The sequence below is a fragment of the Streptomyces sp. NPDC001914 genome (genome assembly GCF_042891215.1).
Lineage (GTDB): Bacteria > Actinomycetota > Actinomycetes > Streptomycetales > Streptomycetaceae > Streptomyces.
Window position 1 is genome coordinate 188,593 of sequence record NZ_JBIASW010000013.1, and the last position, 23,402, is coordinate 211,994.

General features: G+C 73.8%; 21 protein-coding genes and 2 tRNA genes. 16 read left to right on the plus strand and 7 right to left on the minus strand.

Annotation, left to right across the window (positions count from 1 at the left end):
- The first annotated feature begins 41 nt into the window (after positions 1–41).
- Positions 42–869 (plus strand): class E sortase, encoded by an 828-nt coding sequence (locus ACFYYF_RS30965; protein ID WP_388780788.1) that lies wholly within the window; start codon positions 42–44, stop codon positions 867–869.
- 172 nt (positions 870–1,041) lie between these two features.
- On the opposite strand, the gene ACFYYF_RS30970 is transcribed toward ACFYYF_RS30965, so the two are convergent.
- A complete protein-coding gene (locus ACFYYF_RS30970) occupies positions 1,042–2,505 on the minus strand; it encodes an MFS transporter (RefSeq protein ID WP_388780789.1) in 1,464 nt (487 codons plus the stop codon).
- A gap of 246 nt (positions 2,506–2,751) precedes the next feature.
- Here ACFYYF_RS30970 and ACFYYF_RS30975 point away from each other — a divergent pair, with 246 nt between their 5' ends.
- The 4 genes from ACFYYF_RS30975 to ACFYYF_RS30990 all read left to right on the plus strand — a co-directional run bounded on the left by ACFYYF_RS30975 (position 2,752) and on the right by ACFYYF_RS30990 (position 5,684).
- Positions 2,752–3,324: a winged helix-turn-helix transcriptional regulator gene (locus tag ACFYYF_RS30975; RefSeq protein WP_388780790.1), complete on the plus strand. Its 573-nt coding sequence runs from the start codon at positions 2,752–2,754 to the stop codon at positions 3,322–3,324.
- Positions 3,325–3,433: 109 nt separating this feature from the next.
- Positions 3,434–3,742, plus strand: a complete 309-nt coding sequence (locus ACFYYF_RS30980; RefSeq protein ID WP_361681630.1) for a DUF6412 domain-containing protein — start codon at positions 3,434–3,436, stop codon at positions 3,740–3,742.
- Between the two features lie 169 nt (positions 3,743–3,911).
- The gene (locus ACFYYF_RS30985; protein ID WP_365484637.1) at positions 3,912–4,688 is read left to right on the plus strand and encodes a YidC/Oxa1 family membrane protein insertase; all 777 of its coding nucleotides are present in this window, start codon (positions 3,912–3,914) and stop codon (positions 4,686–4,688) included.
- A 138-nt stretch (positions 4,689–4,826) separates the two neighbouring features.
- Positions 4,827–5,684 (plus strand): fumarylacetoacetate hydrolase family protein, encoded by an 858-nt coding sequence (locus ACFYYF_RS30990; protein ID WP_388780791.1) that lies wholly within the window; start codon positions 4,827–4,829, stop codon positions 5,682–5,684.
- A gap of 368 nt (positions 5,685–6,052) precedes the next feature.
- Here ACFYYF_RS30990 and ACFYYF_RS30995 read toward each other — a convergent pair whose 3' ends face one another.
- Complete coding sequence (locus ACFYYF_RS30995) at positions 6,053–6,523, minus strand: heme-degrading domain-containing protein (protein ID WP_365484493.1); 471 nt, start codon at positions 6,521–6,523, stop codon at positions 6,053–6,055.
- Positions 6,520–7,611 carry a Gfo/Idh/MocA family oxidoreductase gene (locus tag ACFYYF_RS31000; RefSeq protein WP_388780792.1) on the minus strand — a complete coding sequence of 364 codons (1,092 nt, stop codon included), beginning with the start codon at positions 7,609–7,611 and terminating at the stop codon, positions 6,520–6,522. The genes ACFYYF_RS30995 and ACFYYF_RS31000 overlap by 4 nt, the downstream gene beginning before the upstream one ends.
- Before the next feature lie 287 nt (positions 7,612–7,898).
- Between ACFYYF_RS31000 and ACFYYF_RS31005 the strand changes: the two genes are divergently transcribed.
- The 5 genes from ACFYYF_RS31005 to ACFYYF_RS31025 all read left to right on the plus strand — a co-directional run bounded on the left by ACFYYF_RS31005 (position 7,899) and on the right by ACFYYF_RS31025 (position 13,081).
- Complete coding sequence (locus ACFYYF_RS31005) at positions 7,899–9,032, plus strand: ROK family protein (RefSeq protein WP_388780793.1); 1,134 nt, start codon at positions 7,899–7,901, stop codon at positions 9,030–9,032.
- 798 nt (positions 9,033–9,830) lie between these two features.
- Positions 9,831–10,718: a hypothetical protein gene (locus ACFYYF_RS31010; RefSeq protein ID WP_388780794.1), complete on the plus strand. Its 888-nt coding sequence runs from the start codon at positions 9,831–9,833 to the stop codon at positions 10,716–10,718.
- Between the two features lie 127 nt (positions 10,719–10,845).
- On the plus strand, positions 10,846–11,625 hold the full coding sequence (locus tag ACFYYF_RS31015) for an HAD-IIA family hydrolase (RefSeq protein WP_361681648.1): 780 nt from the start codon (positions 10,846–10,848) through the stop codon (positions 11,623–11,625).
- Between the two features lie 234 nt (positions 11,626–11,859).
- Positions 11,860–12,414: a hypothetical protein gene (locus ACFYYF_RS31020; RefSeq protein WP_388780795.1), complete on the plus strand. Its 555-nt coding sequence runs from the start codon at positions 11,860–11,862 to the stop codon at positions 12,412–12,414.
- A 1-nt stretch (position 12,415) separates the two neighbouring features.
- Positions 12,416–13,081 carry a class F sortase gene (locus ACFYYF_RS31025; protein ID WP_388780796.1) on the plus strand — a complete coding sequence of 222 codons (666 nt, stop codon included), beginning with the start codon at positions 12,416–12,418 and terminating at the stop codon, positions 13,079–13,081.
- A gap of 583 nt (positions 13,082–13,664) precedes the next feature.
- Here ACFYYF_RS31025 and ACFYYF_RS31030 read toward each other — a convergent pair.
- Positions 13,665–13,738: transfer RNA gene (locus ACFYYF_RS31030), tRNA-Lys, on the minus strand.
- 184 nt (positions 13,739–13,922) lie between these two features.
- Here ACFYYF_RS31030 and ACFYYF_RS31035 point away from each other — a divergent pair.
- Positions 13,923–15,263 (plus strand): peptidoglycan-binding protein, encoded by a 1,341-nt coding sequence (locus ACFYYF_RS31035; protein WP_388780797.1) that lies wholly within the window; start codon positions 13,923–13,925, stop codon positions 15,261–15,263.
- A gap of 162 nt (positions 15,264–15,425) precedes the next feature.
- Here the strand turns inward: ACFYYF_RS31035 and ACFYYF_RS31040 are convergent, their stop codons facing one another.
- The gene (locus ACFYYF_RS31040; protein WP_388780798.1) at positions 15,426–15,656 is read right to left on the minus strand and encodes a hypothetical protein; all 231 of its coding nucleotides are present in this window, start codon (positions 15,654–15,656) and stop codon (positions 15,426–15,428) included.
- Positions 15,657–15,701: 45 nt separating this feature from the next.
- Between ACFYYF_RS31040 and ACFYYF_RS31045 the strand changes: the two genes are divergently transcribed.
- The 5 genes from ACFYYF_RS31045 to ACFYYF_RS31065 all read left to right on the plus strand — a co-directional run bounded on the left by ACFYYF_RS31045 (position 15,702) and on the right by ACFYYF_RS31065 (position 22,195).
- The gene (locus ACFYYF_RS31045) at positions 15,702–16,823 is read left to right on the plus strand and encodes an SPFH domain-containing protein (protein ID WP_361681663.1); all 1,122 of its coding nucleotides are present in this window, start codon (positions 15,702–15,704) and stop codon (positions 16,821–16,823) included.
- Between the two features lie 327 nt (positions 16,824–17,150).
- Positions 17,151–17,804 carry a lytic polysaccharide monooxygenase gene (locus tag ACFYYF_RS31050; RefSeq protein ID WP_388780799.1) on the plus strand — a complete coding sequence of 218 codons (654 nt, stop codon included), beginning with the start codon at positions 17,151–17,153 and terminating at the stop codon, positions 17,802–17,804.
- Positions 17,805–17,951: 147 nt separating this feature from the next.
- Positions 17,952–18,422, plus strand: a complete 471-nt coding sequence (locus tag ACFYYF_RS31055) for a DUF3592 domain-containing protein (protein WP_388780800.1) — start codon at positions 17,952–17,954, stop codon at positions 18,420–18,422.
- 109 nt (positions 18,423–18,531) lie between these two features.
- Entirely contained in the window at positions 18,532–20,295 is a 1,764-nt protein-coding gene (locus ACFYYF_RS31060) for an AMP-binding protein (protein ID WP_388780801.1), read from the plus strand.
- A 586-nt stretch (positions 20,296–20,881) separates the two neighbouring features.
- Positions 20,882–22,195 carry a M18 family aminopeptidase gene (locus tag ACFYYF_RS31065; protein ID WP_388780802.1) on the plus strand — a complete coding sequence of 438 codons (1,314 nt, stop codon included), beginning with the start codon at positions 20,882–20,884 and terminating at the stop codon, positions 22,193–22,195.
- A gap of 100 nt (positions 22,196–22,295) precedes the next feature.
- On the opposite strand, the gene ACFYYF_RS31070 is transcribed toward ACFYYF_RS31065, so the two are convergent.
- Both ACFYYF_RS31070 and ACFYYF_RS31075 read right to left on the minus strand, forming a co-directional pair.
- Positions 22,296–22,369 (minus strand) — tRNA-Lys (locus tag ACFYYF_RS31070).
- Between the two features lie 149 nt (positions 22,370–22,518).
- Positions 22,519–23,277, minus strand: coding sequence for an IclR family transcriptional regulator C-terminal domain-containing protein (locus ACFYYF_RS31075; RefSeq protein WP_361681678.1), 759 nt, complete (start codon positions 23,275–23,277; stop codon positions 22,519–22,521).
- Positions 23,278–23,402 lie beyond the last annotated feature (125 nt).

Below are 23,402 nucleotides of genomic sequence, written 5' to 3' on the forward strand. Positions count from 1 at the left end.
GGGGTGACGCCTATCGTGCGCCCGGCGAAGGAGGCGTACGCATGCGGGCTCCGGGGGTCGTGCACCACGGCACGCGGCGACGGCGGGCCGCGTACCGGCGAGCGGTCCTGAGCGGTGCCGAGGTGCTCGTCACCGTCGGAGTGGTGCTGCTCCTCCTGGTGGCGCACCAGCTGTGGTGGACCAACCGGCAGGCCAGGCACGGCGCCGAGCGCAAGGTGCAGGCGCTGGAGCGGGAGTGGGGGACCCCGGCCCCCGGGAGCGACTCCGGTGCCGAATCCGGGGGCGACACCGGAGTCGGTTCCGGTACGGGTGGGACCGGGGGCGGTGACGAAGGTGCCGGGAAGGGCGGCGCCGGGCGGTCGGGGCGCGACTCCCCGTCCGGGTCCGCGGTCAACAGCTCCCAGAAGCGGCCCCGTTGGTCGCAGGCCTACGCCGTCCTCCGCATTCCGCGGCTCTCCCTGCGGGTGCCGGTCGCGGAGGGCGTCAGCAAGGCGGGCGTCCTGAACAAGGGGTACGTCGGCCACTACAAGGGCACCCAGCAGCCGGGCCAGGCCGGGAACTTCGCGCTCGCCGGGCACCGGAACACGCACGGGGAGCCGTTCCGGTACCTGCCGAGACTCCGGCGCGGTGACACGATCACCGTCGAGACCAAGGCCGCCGTGTACACGTACACCGTCGACCGGACGCTGTCTCAGACCTCCGCGCGGGACGTCGGGGTGATCCGCCCGGTGCCGCGCAGCCTCGTCCGGCCGTCGTACGGGTACACGCAGCCCGGGTACTACATCACGCTCACCACGTGCACCCCCGAGTACACCTCGCGGTACCGCATGGCGGTGTGGGGGACGCTCACCTCCATGCGGCCCCGCTGACGAACGCAGGCTTCGCCACCGGCGCGCCGGGCCCCGCCGCTGACGTGCCCGGGCTTCGCCGGTCGGGCGCGCCGGGCCGAGCCGCGGACGAGCGTGAGCTTCGCCCGTCGCGCCCGCTGACGAACGCGCGCTCCGTCGCCGACGAGCGCCGGCCCCGCCAGGTGCGCCCGGCTCACGCCCGGTCCCGCAGGGCCAGAACGCTCGCCGCGGCCACGGCGGCCAGCGCCGCCGACACGATGATCGCGATGTTCGCGCCGTGTGCCGGCCCACCGCTGGAGGTGACCAGGGCGATCGTGAGGGCGACCCCGGCGCACGAGCCGATGTAGCGGAACGTCTGCTGGGCGCCCGAGCCCATCGCCGCGCGGGTCGCGGGCACGGATTCGACGGCCAGCAGGGGCAGCGCGGCGTTCAGCAGGCCGCTGCCCACCCCGGAGAGCACGAAGGCCGGCAGCAGGCGGACCCAGGAGCCCGAGCCGATCGCGCCGAGCATCGTGAGGACGCCGGCCGCGTGCAGCGCGAAACCGAGGGCGAGCTGATGGCGGTGCGAGACCCGGCCGGCGAGACGGCGGGCCTGGAGGGCGACCGTGAAGGCGAGCCCGGACCACAGCAGGAACAGCCACGCCGTGTCCATGGCGGACATCCCGAGCGCCCGCTGGAGCAGCGCCGGCAGGAAGCTGAACAGGCCGATCACCGCGAGGCCCGTGAAGAGCCCGCCCGCCGACGAGGCGAGGAAGCGGCGGTGCCGGAGCAGGCCCAGGTCGATCATGGGCGTCCCGCTGCGGCGTTCGACGGCGACGAACACGGCCATCAGGACGAGGAACGCGGCCAGCAGGAGGCCGACCGGTGCGCGCAGCCAGCCGTCGCGGCCGAGCGTCAGCGCCGCCACCAGGGACACCAGCGCGAGTCCGAAGGTCAGCGCCCCGGCGAGGTCGGGCCTGCCGCCCCGCGGTGCGCGGGACTCGGTCAGCGCGCGGGTCCCGAGGAGGGCGACGACCAGGGCGGCGGCGCCCAGGACGGCGTACGCCATCCGCCAGTCCCAGCCGGCTATCGCCCCCGCGAGGAGCGGGCCCGCCGCGATGCCGCCGCTGACGAACGCGCCCCACACCCCCGTCGCGTGCAGCCGCCCGCGCGCGGTCGGGAAGGCGTGCACGATCAGGCCCAGGCTGCTCGCGAGGATCGCCGCGCTCGCCGCGCCCTGCGCGATGCGGGCCAGGGTGAACAGCCAGGTGGAGCTCGCCAGCGCGCCGAGGGCGGTGGTGAGGCCGAGGGCGACGGTGCCGGCCAGGAAGATCCGGCGGCGGCCGTAGTCGTCCGCGAGGCTGCCCGCGACCAGGAGCAGCGCGGCCAGACCCAGCGGGGTGCCGTTGAGCAGCCAGGCCTGGGCGGAGACCGAGGTGTGCAGCGCGGCCGCGGTGTCGGGGAGCGTGACCATCGGGGCCGTGTACGTCATCAGGGCCACGGCGGTGGCGGCGCTGGTGAGGGCGAGGGTCGAGGTGGCCCGTGGAGCGCTGTCGGCCCGAGGGGCCGGTGTGGCCGTAGGGGCCTGGGTGGTCGGTGAGGCCGGAGCCGCTAGAGGGGCGCCGGTGGCGCGCGCGGGCTGGGTGCGGATGGTGTCGGGCCGGTCGAGCCGGGTCATGGCCTGCCTTCGCTTCCCTGGGTCGGGTCAGTCGGTTCGGTCGGTTCGGTCGGTTCGGTCGGGTCGGTCGGTTCGGTCGGTTCGGTCGGGTCGGTTGGTTCATTCGGTCGAGCGGGGCGGACGGTCCCGTCCGGTGCTCTCGGGTTCACTCTCAGGTTCATTCATTGAACCTTTGGGAGACGTGAAACGTTACCACCCAGGTTCACTCAATGAACCGACCTGTCGGAAAGTGGCTACAGTGGGGTCATGGCTCTGGGCAAGGACTACGCGACACAGGAGTGCTCGATCGCCCGCGCGCTGGAGGTCGTCGGCGAGCGCTGGACGCTTCTGGTCATCCGCGACGCGCTCTACGGAGTGCGGCGGTACAACGACTTCCTCGTGCACCTCGGCATCCCGCGGGCCGTGCTCGCCGCCCGGCTCCAGGCGCTCACCGCCGAGGGGATCCTGGAGAAGCGCCGCTACCAGGAGTCGCCGCCGCGTGACGAGTACGTCCTGACCGACCGCGGTGTCGCCCTGTGGCCCACCCTGCGCTCCCTCGGCCTGTGGGGTCGGGAGCACTTCGGCGAGAGCCGCCTGCGCTACTTCCGGCACGCAGACTGCGGCACGGAACTCGGCCCGTACGGCGAATGCCCCCGCTGCGCGCTGGTCGTGCCCGTCCCGGACGTCGAGATGACACCGGGCCCCGGCCTCGACCGGGACCCGGCGGATCCGGTCAGCCGGGCCCTGCTCGCGCCGAGGCGGCTGCTGGAGCCCGTCGACACGGACCCGCGCAAACCGCCGGCGGCCGTGTCCGCCGAGCAGGCCGCGCCGGACGCCTGACCCGCTTCCCGTGACCGATTCCGCAGCCGATCCGGGGCGGTTGGTCCGGAACCATCCTGTATAACGAACGAAGGAACACGCGCACCACGTACGAGAGGAGGAGCGGTCGATGATCCGGACCTGGGCCGACGCCCGCCCCGCCGCCGTACTGCTGCTCCTGCTCCTCGAGGTCGCCCTGCTCGACACGGGCAGCCTCACCGCCACCGTCGCGGTCGCCGCGACGGCCGCGGCCGGGTCCGCGTTCGCCGCGTGCTCCCTCATCGTGGCGCGCTGCGCGCCCGTCGTGCCGCCCACCCGGGTCCGTACGGCCATCCGCGACCGCGACCGCCGCACGGCCTTCCTGCCGCAACGCGATCCCGACGCCAGTGGACGGCCGCGCCCCCGGGCGCCCGGACACGCCCTCCCGGCGACCGCGTAGGGCACCCTTTTTCCTCCACCCCGGTGACCGTCCACCCGAGGTGGCTCGCCACTCCCGGTGACTCACCCCGAGTGGTACTCCGTCCCGGGTGACCCGCGCGGGTCGTCATGCCGCATTCCGTACTCCCGGCACGACGAGACCCCCGGAGGGCTCACGCATGTCCACGTTCATGTCCCTTTTCGCGCACCTGGTCGAGCACCTGGCCGACCTGCTCCAGCCGCTGTTCCACGCGTCGGCGGCCGCCGCGGCGATCGTCCTGTTCACAGCGCTCGTACGACTGCTCGTGCACCCGCTGTCACGGGCCTCGGCGCGTGGGCAGCGGGCGCGCGCGGCGCTCCAGCCGCGGATCGCCGAGCTGAAGAAGGAGCACGGCAAGGACCGCGAGAAGTTCCAGAAGGCGCTGATGGAGCTGCACGCCGAGGAGAAGGTGTCGCCGCTCTCCGGCTGTCTGCCCAGCCTGCTCCAGATGCCGGCCTTCTTCCTCCTCTACCACCTGTTCTCCAGCTCGACGATCGGCGGCGAGGCCAACACCCTGCTCGGGCACAAGCTGTTCGCCGCGCCGCTCGGGGACCGCTGGGCGGACGCGCTCGGCGACGGCGGGCTCTTCGGACCGGCCGGTCTCGTCTACCTGGGGCTCTTCGCCGTCGTCACGGCCGTCGCCGGGTTCAACTACGTGCGTACGAAGCGGATGACCGCCGCCGCGGCTCCGGCCGGTGACGCCCAGGCCGAGGGTCGGAGCGAGACCGAGCAGGCGACCGCGACGGCGCTCGCCTCGGTCGGCAAGATCATGCCGTTCATGTCCTTCTTCACGCTGTTCACCGTGGCCGTGGTGCCGCTGGCCGCCGCCCTGTACGTCGTGACCAGCGCGACCTGGAGCGCGGTGGAGCGGGCGGTGCTCTACCGCGACATGCCGGGGGCGGCGCCCGCGGCCGCGGCTCTCGCCTGACGGCGCTTCGGCAGACGTCGGGCGGGTCCAGTCCGTGAACGGGGTCTTGCGGACTGGACGGTCAGCTTGGAGGATCGCACGGTCCTCCGACGGCCGCACCCGTCGGACGACGGCCCGCGACCGAGGGAGATGGTGACCATGAAGCTGCTGCGAGTCGGCACGTCCGGGTCGGAGCGGCCCGCGCTGCTCGACGCCGAGGGGACCCTGCGGGATCTGTCGGGCCTTGTCGCCGACATCGACGGGGCGCTGCTCGCCGACGACGCGGCGCTCGGCCGGATCCGGTCCGCGGCGGCGGCCGGTGAGCTGCCGGCGCTGGACGCGGACGGGCTGCGCGTGGGACCGCCGCTGGCCCGCATCGGCAAGGTCGTGTGCATCGGGCTGAACTACCACGACCACGCCCGCGAGACCGGGGCCGAGCCGCCCACCGAGCCGGTGATCTTCTTCAAGGCGCCGGACACCGTGGTCGGGCCGAACGACACGGTCCTCGTGCCGCGCGGATCGGTGAAGACCGACTGGGAGGTCGAGCTGGCCGTCGTCATCGGCCGTACCGCCCGCTATCTGGAGTCCGGGGAGCAGGCGCTCGCGCATGTCGCCGGGTACGCGGTGGCGCACGACGTCTCCGAGCGGGAGTTCCAGATCGAGCGCGGCGGGACCTGGGACAAGGGCAAGAACTGCGAGACGTTCAACCCGCTGGGCCCCTGGCTGGTGACGGCGGACGAGGTCCCGGACCCGCAGGCGCTGTCGCTGCGGCTCTGGGTGAACGGGGAGCTCAAGCAGGACGGGACGACGGCCGAGCAGATCTTCCCGGTCGCGGAGGTCGTCCGGTACGTCAGCCAGTTCATGACCCTGTACCCGGGGGATGTCATCAACACCGGCACGCCCGCCGGGGTGGCGCTCGGCCGGCCCGAGCCGAAGCCGTATCTGCGGGCGGGGGATGTCGTGGAGCTGGAGATCGAGGGGCTGGGGAGGCAGCGGCAGTCGCTCGCCAACGCGTGAGCGCTCCGCTTGGGTCGCGGGTGGGGTTCGCTTCGGTGCGGGTGCCGTTTCGGGCGGGGGCGCCTTTGCGGGTGCGGGTGCGGGTGCGGGTGTGTTGTGGCTGGTCGCGCCGTTCCTCGCGCCCCTGACGGGGCTGTGCTGTGCGTGGTTCTCCGCGGGTGTGTTGTGGCTGGCCGCGCAGTTCCCCGCGCCCCTTACGGGGCTCGGTCGTGCGTTGTCGGGTGCCGGTGCGTCGTGGTTGCTCGCGCCGTTCCCCGCGCCCCTTACGGGGCCCTCGGGTGCTCGCGCCGGTCCTCGCGCCCCTGGCGGGGGCCTCGTGTTGCTTGCGCCGGTCCTCGCGCCCCTTGCGGGGCGCGAGGAACTGGGGGCTACTCGGCCAGGAACTGTTCCAGGGCCTCTACGACCATCTTGTGGTCCTCGACCTGGGGGAGGCCGGAGACCACCACGGTGCCGATGACTCCGGCGCCCGTCACGGTGATCGGGAACGCGCCGCCGTGGGCCGCGTACGTGTCGGGGTCGAGGCGTGAGGAGTCCTCGAAGGTCGTGCCCTTGGCGCGGAAGCGCGAGCCGACCAGCAGCGAGGAGCACCCGTACCGCTCGACGACACGCCGCTTGCGGTCGATCCAGGCGTCGTTGTCCGGGGTGGAACCCGGCAGCGCCGCGTGGAAGAGCTGCTGGCCGCCGCGGCGGATGTCGATGGCCACGGGTGCCTCGCGCTCACGGGCGAGCTCGACGAGAAGGGTGCCGAGCGCCCAGGCGTCGTCGTGGGTGAAGCGCTGGAGCGTCAGCCGCCGCTCCTGCTCCTCCAGGTCGGCGATCTCCGGTGCGGACGCGTTCACAGGGACACCACCACGGACTCGCGGGCGGAGCGGCGGGCCGCTTCCAGGACGTCGAGGGCGGCGGCGGCCTCGTGGGCGGTGACCGGGTTCGGGGCGCCGTCGCGGATGGCGGCGGCGACGGCCGCGTAGTACGCCGGGTACGTGCCCGGGACCGTCGGCTCGGGACGGCCGCCACCGGTCAGCGGGGACTCGCCGGAGCCGACGCGGCCCCACAGGGCCTCCGGCTCGACACCCCACTCGGCGCCGGCGCCGGGGCGCTTGCCGTCGCGCAGGTCGGCCTCCTGGGGGTCCAGGCCGTACTTGACGTAACCCGCCTGCGAGCCGAGGACGCGGAAACGCGGGCCGAGCTGGGCGGTCGTCGCGGTCGCGTAGAGGTGGGAGCGGACCCCGTTCCGGTGCGTGATCGCGATGAACGTGTCGTCGTCGGTCAGCGCGCCCGGACGGCGGGCGTCCGACTCCGCGTACACCGAGGCGGCGGGGCCGAAGAGGACGAGCGCCTGGTCGACGAGGTGGCTGCCGAGGTCGTAGAGCAGACCGCCGATCTCGGCCGGGTCGCCGGACTCGCGCCAGCCGCCCTTCGGCTGCGGACGCCAGCGCTCGAAACGGGACTCGAAGCGCCAGATGTCGCCCAGCTCGCCGTCGGCGAACAGCTTGCGCAGGGTCAGGAAGTCGTTGTCCCAGCGGCGGTTCTGGAAGACGGAGAGCAGCAGGCCGCGCTCGTCGGCCAGGGCGGCCAGCTCGCGGGCCTCGGCCGCCGTACCGGCGATGGGCTTGTCCACGACCACGGGGAGGCCGGCCTTCAGGGCCTCGGTCGCGATCGGGACGTGGGTCTTGTTCGGGGACGCGATGACGATCAGGTCGAGTTCGTCGGCGCGGGCCAGCAGTTCGTCCGGGGTGGCGGCGAAGCGGAGTCCGTCGCCGAACTCGGCGCGGGCCTGTGCCTGGCGCTCCGGGCTCGAGGTGACGACGGTGTCGAGGGTCAGCCCCTCGGTGGTGGCGATCAGCGGGGCGTGGAAGACGGAACCCGCGAGGCCGTAGCCGACGAGACCCACGCGAAGGGGCGTACCAGTACCAGTCATGCCTGTCATGCGTCCTACTTTCGCAACGCTGTTGCCAAAGTGCAAGCGCGGGGGACAATGGCGAGGTGAACAGGACCAGTGCGGGTGGGGCCGGGCAGCAGGGAAGCCCCGGGAATCCAGGTGTACCCCGGACCTCGGGAGTTCTCGCGGACCGGCGTGGGGGCGGGGCCTCCGGCGTCCTCGGGGGGCAGGGCGTCTCCGGGAATCCGTGTGGCGACGGCGACGGCGACGGCGACGGTGGTGCGGGTGCGGGTGCGGGTGCGGGTCCCGGTTCCGGGTCCGGTGCTGGTGTCGGCGTGGGCGTCGGTCCGGGTGTCGGGGTCGGGGTCGGGGCGGCCGGGGTGAACCTGCCCGCCCTGCGCAGTCACAACGCCGCGCTGGTGCTCGATCTGCTGCGCACGGCGGGGACCTCCGGCATCAGCCGCCTGGAGCTCGCCGAGCGGACCGGGCTGACCCCGCAGGCCGTCAGCAAGATCACCGCGCGGCTGCGGGCGGACGGCCTCGCGACGGAGGCGGGGCGGCTCGCGTCCACGGGCGGCAAACCCCGTACGGTGCTGCGGCTCGTCCCCGACGCGGGGCACGCGGTCGGGCTGCACCTCGACCGGGACGAGCTGACCGCGGTGCTCTGTGATCTCACCGGGGCCGTGGTGGCCGAGCGGCGCGCCCCGCTGGACCTGGGCGCCGGGGCCGGCGCGGTGGTCGAGGGGGCGGCCGAGGAGGTCGCGGCGCTGCTGGGCGAGGTGTCGCCGCTGGGGGTGGGGGTCGCGCTGCCGGGGCCGCTCGATCACACCCTGGGGGTGCTGCACCGGGTGACGGGTTTCCCCGAGTGGGACGGGTTCGCCCTGCGCGACGCGCTGGCCGGGCGGCTCGGGCTGCCGGTGGTCGTGGACAAGGACACCAACGCGGCGGCCCTCGGGGTCGCGGTGGGAGCCGGCGCCCGGTCCGGCCCCGGCGGCGCCGGGGGCGGGTCCTTCGCGTATCTGCATCTGGGTACGGGACTGGGGGCCGGGCTGGTGATCGGCGGGGCCGTGCACCGGGGAGCCCGCACGGGCGCCGGGGAGTTCGGGCACCAGGTCATCCAGCTCGACGGGCCGCTGTGCGAGTGCGGGAACCGCGGGTGCATCGAGGTGCTGTGCCTGGAGGCGGTGGACCGGGGGACCGTGGCCGAGGCGGCCCGGGTCCTCGGTGCCGGGGCGGCGAACCTGGTGGGGCTGCTCGACATCGACCTCGTGCTGCTGGGCGGGCGCACGGTCGCGGCGCACGAGGAGGTCTTCCTCCGGGGCGTCGGGGACGTACTGGAGGAACGCGCCCGGCGCGAGGGAGGCGGCGCGGCGGTCCCGGTCCGGGTGGCTCCCGGCGGCGCACGGGGGGTGGCCGAGGGCGCGGCCCAACTGCTCCTGGCTCCGCTGTTCGGGCGTGGGGAGGGCTGAACGGGCCGATCCGGCGTGTGGCGTGTCCGCCGTGCCGCGCCGGTCGGGGCGAGGGGGCCGACCTGCCGGTGGCGCCCGCGCCGGCTGCGGAGGCTCGTCGGGCCGTGAGGGCTGAGGGGGCCGGGGCGGATCTGCTCTGCGGCGTGTCCGGCAGGCCGCGCTGGCGGGGGGCGAGTGAGCCGACCTGCCCGTGGCGCCCGCGTCGGCTGCGGAGGCTCGTCGGGCATGGTGGGGCCGACCTGCCGGTGGGGCCCGCGTCGGCTGCGGAGGCTCGTCGGGCCGTGAGGGCTGAGGGGGCCGGGGCGGATCTGCTCTGTGGCGTGTTCGGCAGGCCGCCGCGCTGCCAGGGGGCGAGTGAGCCGACTGCCTGTGGGGCCCGCGCCGGCTGCGGAGGCTGTTCGGGCATGGTGGGGGCCGACCTGCCGGTGGCGCCCGCGCCGGCTGCGGTGGGCTGCCGATCGGGTCGAGGGAGGGTGGAGCCGGCCGGTGTCGGTGGGTCCGTGGTGTGCGGTCGGGTCGGTGTGGCCCGTACTCGGGACCCCTCGGTGGCGGGTGTCGCCGGACGGTGGGACTTCGGGGGCACTCGGTGTCGGTGGGTCCGTGGTGTGCGGCCGGGTCGGTGTGGCCCGTGCCCGGGACCCCTCGGTGGCGGGTGCCGCCGGACGGTGGGACTTCCGGGGCCGAACGGGGGTGACTCCCCGGATGGCGGTCCGGCGGCGGGGGTGCGGCGTGGCAGGGTCACGGGGCCATTGCCCGGTGACCGACCCACGCCCCCTCCCGATCGGCCAAAGGCTTCCCATGCGACTGCGTACGTCTCATCCGCTCGCTCCGACCGCCCTCGCCCCGACCGCCCTCGCGCTCCTCGTGACGTTCACGCCGGCCCCGGCGCAGGCGCTGGACGCCCGCCCGGACTGCGTCTCGTCCGACACCCGAGACTTCCCGATCAAGACCCGGATCCACGGCGGTCCGAACGTCTACGAAGCGGGCGGCGACGCCGGGACCTGGTACATCGACCTCACCAACACCACGGCGCACCCCTGCGGCGCGATCCATCCGGTCGTCGTCCTCGTGGACGAGAAGCGGACGCTGCGGCCGGAGCAGGCGCGGCTGGAGTTCTACGAGGGGGAGCGGGCCCACGCGGTGAGGTTCGAGCGGAGCGACGAGGACGAGAACGTGGGACCGTTCGACGACGGCTTCCCCGGGTTCACCGTCGCCCCCGGCCGCACCCTCACGGTGAAGGTGCGGCTCTCCCTGGCCTCCGGCGCGAGCGCCCCGAACGCCGTCGTCGCGAACGCCGCGGTCGTGCAGAAACACGACGACGACGGCGACTGGGTGGGGGAGTCGAACGCCTACCGCTTCCGGATCGAGGGCGCCGTCGAGGGCCAGGAGGCGGATCCGGGCAAGGAGACCGGCACGGGCGAGGACGAGGGCGGTGCCGGGGACACCGGTGCCGACACCGGTGCGAGTCCCGACGCCGGTACGGACCCCGGAGCCGCCGCCCGTACCGGCACGGACAGCGGGACCACCGCCGGAACCGGTACGACGGCGCCGGCCGCCGACGCACTGGCCAGCACCGGCCCCGACCGGCCGAACCGGCCCGCACTGGCCGCCCTCGCGCTCGCCCTCGTCGCCGTCGGAGCCGGACTGTTCGCCCTGGCCCGCTGGATGCGTCCGCGCCGGCGCTGACCCCCGGACGCGGGGACCCGGCCGGGACCGGGACCGCCCTGACTAGGCTGGGCGCGTCGGCACAGCGTCGTTCCGGCACCCCCGGTTCGAGGGCGTACGCACGCCAGGACGGCAGGAGACCCAGCACATGTCAGAGCGCAAGCCGATCGATTCGTGGCTCACCGACATGGACGGTGTCCTCATCCACGAAGGCGTGCCCATCCCCGGCGCCGACGCCTTCATCAAGAAGCTGCGGGAGTCCGGGAAGCCCTTCCTGGTCCTGACCAACAACTCCATCTACACCGCGCGCGACCTGCACGCGCGGCTCAACCGCATGGGCCTGGACGTCCCGGTCGAGAACATCTGGACCTCCGCCCTCGCCACCGCGAAGTTCCTGGACGACCAGCGGCCCGGCGGCACGGCGTACGTCATCGGCGAAGCGGGTCTGACCACCGCGCTGCACGACATCGGGTACGTCCTGACCGACCACGAACCGGACTACGTGGTCCTCGGCGAGACCCGTACGTACTCCTTCGAGGCCATGACCAAGGCGGTCCGGCTGATCAAGGGCGGCGCCCGGTTCATCGCGACCAACCCGGACGAGACCGGCCCGTCCACCGAGGGCCCGCTGCCGGCCACCGGGGCGGTCGCCGCGCTGATCACCAAGGCCACCGGCAAGCAGCCGTACTTCGCGGGCAAGCCGAATCCGCTGATGATGCGGACCGGCCTGAACCACATCGGCGCGCACTCCGAGTCCAGCGCGATGATCGGCGACCGCATGGACACCGACGTGCTGGCCGGTCTGGAGGCGGGGATGCAGACCTTCCTCGTCCTGACCGGGCTGACCACGCCGGAGGAGATCGAGCGCTACCCCTACCGGCCCTCGAAGATCGTCGACTCGATCGCGGACCTCGTCGACCGCGTCTGAGCGCGTCTGAGCCACCGGTCCGGGCGTCCGGCGGGGGACCACACCTGCGAGGCCCTGGTTCCCCGGCGTCCGGCAGCGGCGAGCGGGTCCGGGGCCCGACGCGTGTGCCCGAGCGGATCGGGCCGGTTCCAAACCCGGAGCGGTGCGCAGGGACCCGTACGGAGCAGCGGTGGCCGCCTGGAGATGCGGGCCACCGCCGCGGAGGGGAGTCTCCAGTTGTCTGGAGGTTTCACGATGCGCTCAAAGCGACTCACTCTCTGCGCCGGGGCGGTGGTCGCGGCCGCGTTCACGCCCGCCGCGTACGCGGCCGACGCGGGGCCGGCCGGTGTCTCCGTGAATCCGGCGTACCCGGCCGCCGGAAGCGACATCCGGCTGCGGGCCATGGGCTGCGCCGGGCGCACGGGCAGCGCCGTCTCGGACGCGTTCGTCTCGGACGCGCGGCTGACCGGCGGGGGCGGAGGCGGACTCGTCGGTGACACCCGCGTCCGTACCGCGCTGCGCCCCGGCAACTATGGCATCCAGGTCGACTGCGACGGTCACCGCGACCGGGTCAAGGGCGTCCTCACCGTCCCGGCCGCCGACGCCTCGCCGAGCGTGGTGACGCCCGCCTCACCGGTCGCGCCCGTGAACGCGGGCGGCGGCGGAACCGCCACGCTCGCCGCGGGGGACGACGCGCACGCGGCCGGACCCGGCACCCGGCAGGCCGTGGTCGGGCTGGTCCTCGCCACCGCCGCCGCGATCGCCGTGGCGGTCCGCAGCGCCCGCCGGGGCGACGACGGCCGCGACTGACATGGCCGAACGGGAGCGTTCCCCCGGCACCGGGCGGCTGCTGACCGGTGTGGCATGGCTGGTCCTGCTGCTCGGGCTGTGGCTGTGGGGGCGTCAGGTGACGGACGTGCGGCTGGGGACGTCGTCACCGACCACCGGGGACATCGCGGCCGTCGGCCGGCCGCCGGAGGTGCGGCTGCCTCCCGCGCTCAGGCCCCTCGGCGGCGCCCGGCCGCAGCGCGTCGACATCCCCTCGATGGGGGTGCAGGCTCCCGTCGTGGCCCGCGGGCTCGACGGGCGGGGCGCCGTCGATCCGCCGCCGTTCGACCAGCCGGGAGTCGTCGCCTGGTACGCGGCGGGGGCGAGGCCGGGGGCCGCCGGGGCGGCGCTCATGGTCGGCCACGTCGACACCGAGACCCGGCCCGCGGTCTTCTACCGGCTCAGCACGGTCAAGCCCGGCGACACCGTCCGGGTCACCCGCGACGACGGGACGGTCGCCGAGTTCACCGTGGACGACGTCCAGGTGCTGCCGCGCGACCATTTCGACGCCCGGCAGGCTTACGGCGCCCGGCAGGCGGGGCGGGCCGAGCTGAGGCTGATCACCTGCGGCGGAACCTTCGACCGGTCCGACGGCAGCTATACGGCGAACGTGGTCGTCTCGGCGTATCTCACGGGGAGCGGGGTGTAGGGCGCCCGGGGTCAGGCGGGTGCCCGCGGGGGTGGTTCCGCAGGGGCGGGCGATCGGGGCAGGGCGTCGCGGTTCGGCCGGTGGGCGTCGCGGGTTCCGCCGGTGGGTGGGTCGGGGCCGTGCCGGTGCATCAGGCCGTCGCTGTTGGGCAGAGCCGTGACCGTTAGTGGCGACGGCCATCGATGTACCGGCACGGCCCCTTCCGTGCGTTGCCGGGTGCGGGTGCGTCGTGGTGGCCTGTCCGGCCCCTTGCGCCGGATCTCGACTGCGGGTGCTCGATGGGGGCGGGTCGGGAGCGGGTGGTACCGGGCCCGGTCGACGGCCGGCTCCCCCGACGCCGCCGACCGGGCTGGTCCTCGACCACGCGCGCACGGGCTGCGGGAGTAGCCCGGCGCCGGCGCGGGAGGTTCGGGGCCCGCCGATCGGAGTGACGCGGCCGGGCCGGAGCAACGGGCCTGATGCCAAGCCCACTTGAAGCCACCCTAGAACGGATGAGCGCTGCGGTTCCTAGACTGTTTGACGCCAAGTCCGCCGGACATGACGAAGGGCCCCCTCGTTCATCACGAGGGGGCCCTTCGGTCGGTGCGCCGCCAGGGACTCGAACCCCGGACCCGCTGATTAAGAGTCAGCTGCTCTAACCAACTGAGCTAGCGGCGCCTGCTGACAGGAAAACTCTACCCGACCCGCGGGAGTGCTCCCGACCAGGCCGGTGGCTCCGGGGCAGGTCGGGGTGGTCCCGTACATCATTCGGACCGTCAGCGTGCGGCTCCGGATGTCAGTTGAGAAACTGACGAACGTGCAGAATTGCGGACATTTCAATCTGGAGTGTGAGGGGCGTCACATGAGAACTCCGGTGTTCGAGGAAGTCGATCCCGCGAGTGACTGCGATTGCCCCGGATGTGTTCACTGGCGGCGCGTGCTGCCCTTCTCCTCACGGCTCGGGCCGTCCGGCCCGCTGGGCCATCCGGCGGCCCGCGCACATGTCCTCGGCCTCGCGGGGATGGCGCGGCGCCCCGTGGCGTTCGCTCTGGCCGCCACCGCGGGAACCGTCCTCGGCGCGGTGCCCGCGGTCGCCGCCGTGCACGCACCCGCCCGGCCGGGCGTTCCCCCGACCGACGGGCACGACGAGACCCCCCAGGGCCACCGGGCGCCCCTGCACGGTCCGGCGGGGAAGCCCGCGCTGCCCGTCAGACCGGGCAAGGCGGTCCGGGGACCCACGACCACGCGGGCCGCGATCATCAGCCGGGCCAAGACCTGGATCGACGCGCGGGTGCCGTACAGCATGGACGACTACTGGCGGGACGGATACCGGCAGGACTGCTCCGGCTTCGTGTCGATGGCCTGGAACCTGGCGGGCAACGAATGGACCGGCAGCCTCGACAGCTTCGGGGTGCGGATCACCCGGGACCGGCTCCAGCCCGGCGACATCCTGCTCTTCCACAACCCCGACAACCCCGAGAAGGGCTCGCACGTCGTCATCTTCGGCGGCTGGACGGACTACACGCACACGCAGTACGTGGCCTACGAGCAGGCTCCGCCGCGCGCCAGGAAGCAGTCCACCCCGTACGCGTACTGGACGAACTCGGACCGCTACGTGCCCTATCGCTACCGGGGGATCACGGAGGGCGCGGGCGGTCCGCCGCCGTCCACGTCGACCCGCTTTCCGGGGGTCGCGTACTTCGGGACCGGTGCGGACAACGCGTACGTCACCCAGCTCGGCCGCCTCCTGGTGGACCGGGGAGGGCGCCGTTTCTACACCAAGGGACCGGGCCCGCGCTGGTCGGCCGCGGACCGGCGGGCCACGCAGGCCTTCCAGCGCGCGCAGGGCTGGAAGGGGGCCGACGCGGACGGGCTGCCGGGGCCGAAGACCTGGTCGTACCTGGTCGGCAAGAAGGGCAGGAACATCCCGGCCGTGACGGCCGGCCCGGGTTCCTCGCACGCCGTGCCCGGCTATCCCGGGCGCGCGGTGTTCCGGCCCGGGGCGAACGACGCCCATGTGACGGAGCTGGGAAGGCAGCTCGTCAAGAAGGGGTTCGGCAAGCACTACACGTCCGGTCCCGGGCCGCGCTGGGGCGAGGCGGACCGGCGCAACGTCGAGGCGTTCCAGCGGGCCCAGGGCTGGCGTGGCGGGGCGGCGGACGGCTATCCGGGACCGGAGACCTGGCGGCGGCTCTTCTCCTGAGCGGCCGGGTTCCCCACGGCTCGTGAACACACTTCCAGGCGCGGAGGCATGGAGGCAGCTATGAGTACGACGACGTCAGACAGCCCGGAGCCCGAGGGAGCGCCGGCTCCGACGGAACCCCGGTCCGGGGTGGGGGGAAGGGGCCACGGTCACCGGTCCGACCTAGCGGTCGGGGACGACGGCCACCGGTCCGACACGGGGGCTGCGGGCGGCCCCGCCCACCGGTCCGACGCGGTGGCCGGGGGCGACGGTCACCCGTCCGACACCGGGCCCGCGGGGGTCGGCGGCCACCAGTTCGGCGCGGTGGCCGGGGGCGACGGTCACCGGTCCCACACAGGGGTTGCGGGTGGCGGTGGTCTTCGGTCCGACGCGGTGGCCGGGGATGGCGGTCACCGTTCCGACGCGGGGCCCGCGGGCGTCGGCGTTCACCGGTCCGACGTGGGGGGCGAGGGTGCCGGTGGGCACCGGGGCGCCCGGCTCATTCACAACGAGGCCACCACCGAGATCCCCGTCCATCTCCTCTTCCGCGACGACCCCGACCCGGTGTCCATGCCGCTCGCGCCCGCCGTCGTGGGCCGTCGGCGCGGCACCGGGGAGCAGCCGAGGATCCGGCGGCCCGCGTCCGGCCGGCCCGCGCGCCCGGTGCCGGAGGTCGACCCCGAGCTGGTGGAACGGCCCGCACGGGTGCTGCCGGGCGCGGCGGGTGTGCTGGCCGGGACCTGTGGTGTGGCCGGATGTGCCCTCACCACCTGGTGGGCGGGCCTGCTGCCGCCGTCCGTCCTGGCGGCGCTGGAGCTCCACGGGCACGCGGGCGCCGCGCTCGGGCCCGCCCAGTGGGCCGCGTACGCCGGGGCGGGCGCGCTCGCGCTGTTCGGCTTCGGCGGTCTCGCCCGCGGCCGGACCGGGCGGGCCTGGGTGCTCGGTCTGTTCGGGCGCTACCGCGGCACCGTCCGGCGCACGGGGCTGATGTGGGTCAACCCGCTGGTGCTCCGCCGCCGGGTCGACGTACGGCTGCGGCACTGGCGCAGCGAGCCGATGTCCGTGGTCGACGCGAACGGGGTCGAACTGCGGGTGGTCGTGCTGGTCGTGTGGCGCGTCAAGGACACCGCGCGGGCCACGCTCGCGGTCGACGACCACCGGACGTATCTGCGCGAATGCGTGGAGGCGGCCCTCTCGCGGGTGCTCTCCCAGCTTCCCGCCGAGCTTCCGCCCGCCGTGATCAGGGATCTGACCCTGCGCAACACGGACGCGGTCGGCGAGGCGCTGACCCGGATGGTGGCCGCGGACACGGCTCCCGTCGGCCTGGAGGTGTTCTCCGCGCAGCCGACCCGGATCGAGTACGCGCCGGAGATCGCCGCGGTGATGCAGCGCCGGCGGATCGCGGCCCTGGACGCCCAGCACCGCGACAGCGTGCTCGGCTCGGTCGTCGACTCGGTCGAGGACACGGTGACCCGGCTGACCCTGCGCGGGCTGGTCGAGCTGGACGACTACGAACGCAAGGCACTGGTCAAGGACTTGACGGTGGCGTTCTGCACGGGGCGTGGGGAGGTCTCCTCGTAGGGCGGCCGTGCGGGGCCCCGGACCCGGACCGCGAGGGTGGCGTGGACGGGTGCGCCGGGCGGGCCCGGACGCGCTGCCGAGTGAGGTCCGGACGGGCCGCCGAGTGAGGTCCGGACGGGCCGCCGTGTGGGGCCGGGCCGGTCTGCCGTGTGGGGGCCGGGCCGGTCTGCCGTGTGGGGGCCGGACCGGCCTGCCCGGTGGGGCGGACAGGTTCGCTATTGGTATGGACATGTTCAACTACCCGCAATAATCTGACACTTGGTCTAGACCTGAAATTCGCGCGCACAGCTCACGGGAACATCCCCCACGTCCTCCAGGAGCGTCAGCATGCGCACACGGACGAACCACCTCCGCACCGGCCGGTCCCGCACCGGCCGCAAGGCCAAGATGTACGCGGCGGCGCTCGGCCTCGCGACGGCGGGCACCTTCGTGCTCTCCGCCGGCGGAGCCAGCGCCCACGGCTACACCGACCAGCCCCTCAGCAGGCAGAAGATGTGCGCCGCGAACGGCGGCACCGTGGCCAACTGCGGTGACATCCAATGGGAGCCGCAGAGCGTCGAGGGCCTCAAGGGCTTCCCGGCGGCGGGCCCGGCCGACGGGCAGATCTGCTCCGCGGGCCACACCAACTTCGGCCAGCTCGACCAGCCCAGGACCCCCGCGGGCACGGCCTGGCCGACGACCAAGGTCACCGCGGGCCAGACCTACACCTTCCGCTGGCAGTTCACCGCGATGCACGCGACCACCGACTTCAAGTACTTCGTCACCAAGACCGGCTGGAACCAGAACCACGCGCTGACCCGCGCGGACCTGGAGACCACCCCGTTCCTGACGGTCCCCTACAACGGACAGCGCCCCCCGTCCACGCTCACGCACACCGGCACGCTGCCCGGGGGCAGGACCGGACACCACATCATCCTCGGGGTGTGGACGGTCGCGGACACGACGAACGCGTTCTACTCCTGCGCGGACGTCACGTTCTGAGGCCCGGGAGCCCGGGTTCCGAGCCCCTGGCGCCTGAGTTCTGAGGCTTTTTTGAGGCGCGGGTGCCACCGGTGCGGGTATGTTCCCCGCACGCCGACTCGACCAAGTCGGCGTGCGGGGAACGACATCGACCACCGGGGGACCGTCATGAGTGTGATCTTCTATGCCATACCCAGCCTGATCATCGTCGTGGTGCTGCTGGCGGCGGCCGGCATCGTGCGCCGCTCGCTGGAGCTGCGCAGCGCCTGGAGCAGCGGACTGACCGCGGAGGCGCGCTGCCTGCGCTCGTACACGACGGTCAGCGGGGGTGCCAACGACACCTCCGTCTCGACGACCCTGCACCACGTCTACGAGTTCACGACGCGTGAGGGCCGTGCGATCCGCTTCGAGGAGGCCCACGGCCCCGCGACGGTCGTCGACGGGGACATCGTCCCCGTGTACTACACCGCCGCGCACCCGGAGAAGGCCACGGCGCAGCCGCCGAGCCAGGCCAGGGCGGCCGTGGGCACCTTCGGCATGCTGGTGTTCTTCGGTGTGATCGTCACCTGCTGCATCGGCTTCATGATCACCTACCACCAGGTGTCCTCGGGCATCGACGGGTTGTTCGGCGGGGTGTAGGAACGGTCGCCGTGCCTGCTGGGTGCCTGCCGGGTGTCCTGCCCCGGTCGGGCCCGGAAGGTGTGCACGCCTCTCCTCATCTGACGGGTCGTCAATTACCGTACGGCTCATGGGATCCAGCAGGCGCGCCGTCGGGGAGCTCGTGCGGGAGCGGTGGGGTGACCACCGGCCGGGGCTGTGCTTCGAGGGCGGGGCCATCAGCCATCACCAGGTCGCGGCGGGCGCGGCGGCCCGCGCGGCACTGCTCGCCGAGATGCTCCCGCCGGGAGCGGAGCCGCACGTGGGGGTGCTGCTCGACAACACCCCCGAATATCCACTGTGGTTGGGGGCGGCCGCCCTCGCCGGTGCCGCGGTCGCCGGGATCAACCCGACCCGGCGCGGACCCGAACTGGCCCGGGACATCCTGCACACCGAGTGCCGGGTCCTGGTCACCGAGCGGGCGCACCTGCCGCTCCTCGACGGACTCGAACTCCCCGGCCTGCACGTCCTGGTGACCGGCACGGACGCCTACGCCGAACTCCTGAAGGCGTACGAGGGCGCCACACCGGACGACCGCGGGGCCGGTCCGGACAGCCGCTTCCTGCTGCTCTTCACCTCCGGTTCGACCGGAGCGCCCAAGGCCGCGATCTGCACCCAGGGCAGGATCGCCGCGGCCGGACGCTCGCTCGTCGACCACTTCGGGGTGCGCGCGGACGACACCCACTACATCTGCATGCCGATGTTCCACGGCAACGCGGTGATCGCCGACTGGGCCCCCGCGCTGGCGGCCGGTGCGGGGATCGCCCTGCGCCGCCGCTTCTCGGCCTCCGGGTTCCTGCCCGACGTACGGGCCTGTGGGGCCACGTACTTCACCTATGTCGGCCGTGCCGTGCAGTACCTGCTGGCCACGCCCGCCCGCCCCGACGACCGCGACAACCCGCTGCGCCTGGGGTTCGGGACGGAGGCCGGGGCGGTCGACGCGGCCGCCTTCGAGAAGCGCTTCGGGGCCCGGCTCGTCGAGGGCTACGGCTCCTCCGAGGGCGGCGCCGCCGTCCAGCGCACGCCTGGCACCCCGGCCGGGGCGATCGGCCGGGCGGCGCCCGCGGACGACCTCGCGGTGATCGACCCGGCCACCGGGCACGAATGCCCGCCGGCGGTCTTCGCCGGGGACGGCAGGCTGCTCAACGGCGAAGCTGCGATAGGGGAGTTGGTGAATCGGGGCGCCAGCCTCTTCGAGGGGTACTGGCGCAATCCCGAGGCCGAGGCGGCCCGGCGCCGGGGGGCGTCGCCGGGGCCGGTGGAAGCGGGGGAGCGGTGGGATCCCGAGAAGCCGGGGGAGGGGAGGGGGCAGGAAGGGGGAGCGGGCGAGGAAGGGGGAGCGGGTGAGGACTGGTACTGGACCGGTGACCTCTTCTATCGCGACGCCGACGGTTTCCTTTATTTCGCCGGACGCGCCGACGACCGGCTGCGCGTCGACAGCGAGAACCTCGCCGCCGCGATGATCGAGAACATCCTCGCGCGGTACGAGGACGCCGCGGCCGTCGCGGTCTACGCCGTGCCGGATCCGGTGGCGGGCGACCAGGTGATGGCGACCCTGGCCCTGAAGGAGGGCGCCCGCTTCGGTCCCTCGCCCTTCGCCGCGTTCCTGCTCGCCCAGCCGGATCTGGGCACGAAGATGGCGCCCCGGTTCCTGCGGATCGCGGAGCGGATGCCCGTGACCGCCACCAACAAGATCCACCGGGTGGCGCTGCGGCGCGAGGGCTTCCGCTGTGCCGACCCGGTGTGGTGGCGGCCCCCGGGCGAGCGGACGTACCGGAGACTCACGGCGGCGGACGTGGACGGGCTCGTGGCCCGGTACCGCGCGCACGGGCGGCAGGAACTGCTGACGCGGTAGCCGCCGGGCCCGCCCGGGGCCCGCGCTCCAGCGGTACTCGAGCGGGCCTGGTCCCGGGGCCTGGTACTCGTACAGGTCCGGGGGCCGGTGACCTTCGTCCGGACGGTCCGGGGCGAGGCGTGACCGTCGTTCCGGACGGTCCGGTGGCCTGCGGCGTCCGTCCCGGACGGTCCGCGCGGGCCGGCGGTGTCCCGCGGTGCCGTGCGAACGGTGGCGACACGAGGCATCCCGGCCGCATTCCGCGGGGAGGATATCCGGGCACGTGTGCCGAGGAGCCTGTGCGCCAGAGGCCCGAGCCGAGGGAAGAAGGGTGTTGCGTTGCCTGATCCGGGTCGCGGACACGCAAGCCGCGGGGCGATGCCGCCCCGGCTCGCGTCCGCGCCGGTGACACCGGCCGTGTCGTCGCCGACGTCGCCGACGTCGGTCGTGCCGCCGGTGCCGGGGTCCGGGCCCGGCCGGGTATTTGTCATGCCCCTGCGACCCAGGCCGCCCCCGGGAGGGCTGTCGCCCCCGCCGTCCCGTGTGCCCCGCGGGACGGGTCCGACGCCCCCACCCCCACTCCTCAGACGGCATCCGAAAGGCCATCATGTCCCCCACGCATGACCCGCTAGACCGCGCACACAACGACGACCTGCTCGGCTTCGTCCGGGCCAGCCCCTCGCCGTACCACGTGGTGGCGAGCGCGGCCCAGCGCCTGGAGAAGGCGGGGTTCTCGGAGCTGCGTGAGCGGGACGAGTGGACGGCCGGCGCCGAGGGGGGCCGCTATGTCGTACGCGGAGGGGCGCTGGTCGCCTGGTACGTCCCGCCTGGCGCCCCCGCCGGCACACCGTTCCGGATCGTCGGCACGCACACCGACTCACCGAACCTGCGGGTCAAGCCCAGACCGGACACCGGCTCGGCGGGGTGGCGGCAGATCGCCGTGGAGATCTACGGCGCGGTGCCGCTCAACACCTGGCTCGACCGGGACCTCGGCGTGTCGGGGCGGCTGGTCCTGCGTGACGGTTCGACCCGGCTGGTCCGTGTCGACAGGCCGCTGCTGCGGGTGCCGCAACTCGCCATCCACCTCGACCGGACCGTGAACGAGGGGCTCGCCCTGGACCGGCAGCGGCACATGACCCCGCTGTGGGGCCTCGGCGGCTCCGCGCCCGGCGCGCTGCTCGGCCGGATCGCGGACGAGGCGGGCACCGACGCCTCGGAGGTCCTCGGCTGGGATCTGATGCTGCACGACGTCCAGCGGCCCGGATACCTGGGCGCGGAGGACGAGTTCATCGTCGCGCCGCGCCTCGACAACCAGATCTCGGTGCACGCCGGCGTCGCCGCCCTGGTCGCCGCGGCCGGATCGGAACGGCCGCCCGCGTCCATACCGGTGCTCGCCGCCTTCGACCACGAGGAGGTCGGCAACGGATCGGAGTCCGGAGCCGAGAGCCCCTTCCTGGAGCGGGTGCTCGGCCGCGCCGTGACGGCCCGGGGCGGCGGGCGGGACGACTTCGACCGGGCCCTCGCCGGTGCCCTGTGCGTCTCCTCCGACATGACCCACGCGGTCCACCCCAACTACGCCGAGCGGCACGACCCGGATCACCGTCCCCTGCCCAACGGCGGCCCCGTGATCAAGGTCAATGTCAATCAGCGGTACGCGAGCGACGGCGTCGGGGTCGCCGCCTTCGCCGCCGCGTGCGAACGGGCCGGGGTGCCGTATCAGCCGTTCGTCTCGAACAACGCGATGCCCTGCGGCACGTCGATCGGTCCGGTCATCGCCGCCCGCCTCGGCGTGACGACGGTCGACGTGGGGGTGGCCGGGCTGTCGATGCACTCGGCGCGCGAACTGTGCGGGGCACGGGATCCGGAGCTGCTGGCGCGGGTGCTGACCGAGTTCGTCGTGGAGGGGCCGGCCGGGGGATGACGGCCCGGCGGACCGGGAGGTGACGGCGGGCTTCCGGGATTCCCGGGAGTCCCGGACATGCGTGAAGGCCCCCCACTGATGTGGAGGGCCTTCACCGAAGTGCGCCGCCAGGGACTCGAACCCCGGACCCGCTGATTAAGAGTCAGCTGCTCTAACCAACTGAGCTAGCGGCGCATGACTCTCGCCTTCCGCTTCCGCGGCCGGCGACAAAAGAAATACTACCTGGTCCGTGGGGGTGCTTCCGACCAGCCGCGCGGACCACGCGCGAGGACCACTCGTGCGGGCCCCTGCGCGCCGGGCGGGGCCCGGCGCGGTGGCGGCCGTCAGATCGCGAGGGAGAGCAGCACCGGGGTCGCCTCGCGGTTCAGCGTGTCCGCGGCGCGGCGGAGCCGGTGGGCGTGTTCGACCGGGAGGGAGAGGGCGAGGCAGCCGACGGAGGAGCCGGCGGTGATCGGGACGGCCGCGCAGACCGTGCCGATCGCGTACTCCTGGAGGTCGAGCACGGGCACGGTGGCCGGCTGGGAGTCGAGACGGGAGAGCAGGAGCCGCTCGCTGGTGATGGTCCGCGAGGTGAGCCGGGCCATCTTGTGGCGGGCGAGGTGGTCGCGCCGGCCGTTGTGGTCGAGCTGGCCGAGAAGGCTCTTGCCGACCGCGCTGGCGTGCGCGGAGGAGCGGAAGTCGACCCATTCGTTGACCGCGGGGGTGGACGGGCTCTCCGCGTACTGGGTGACGTGGACCTCGCCGTCGATGTAGCGGCTGATGTAGATGGCGGCGCCGACCGAGTCGCGGAGCCGGTCGATGGTCTGCTGGAGCTTGTCGCGCAGCGCCTGCTCGCGGCCGTGGGCGGAACCGAGACGGCCGAGGGCGGCGCCGGTGACGTACGCGCCGTCCGCGACCTGCTCGACGTAGCCCTCCCGGCGCAGCATGCGCAGCAGTGCGGTCAGCCGGTCGGCGCCGAGGCCCGACCTGCGGGCGAGTTCGGTCGTGGTGACGCCGGTGGTGTGCTGCGACACCGTCTCCAGGACGCGCAGCGCGTCCTGGGCCGAGTGGTACGGCGCGGTCGGCTCGTTCATCAGCGCCACGGTTTCCCCCTGCGCTTCATGGCCCGGCTCAAAAATGACGTCGGCCCGGACACCTGGGCTCTCTACACGATAACGGTCAAGACGCCGTCTGTGGCGGTCCGTTGACGAGATTGGTGGTGCGCTCC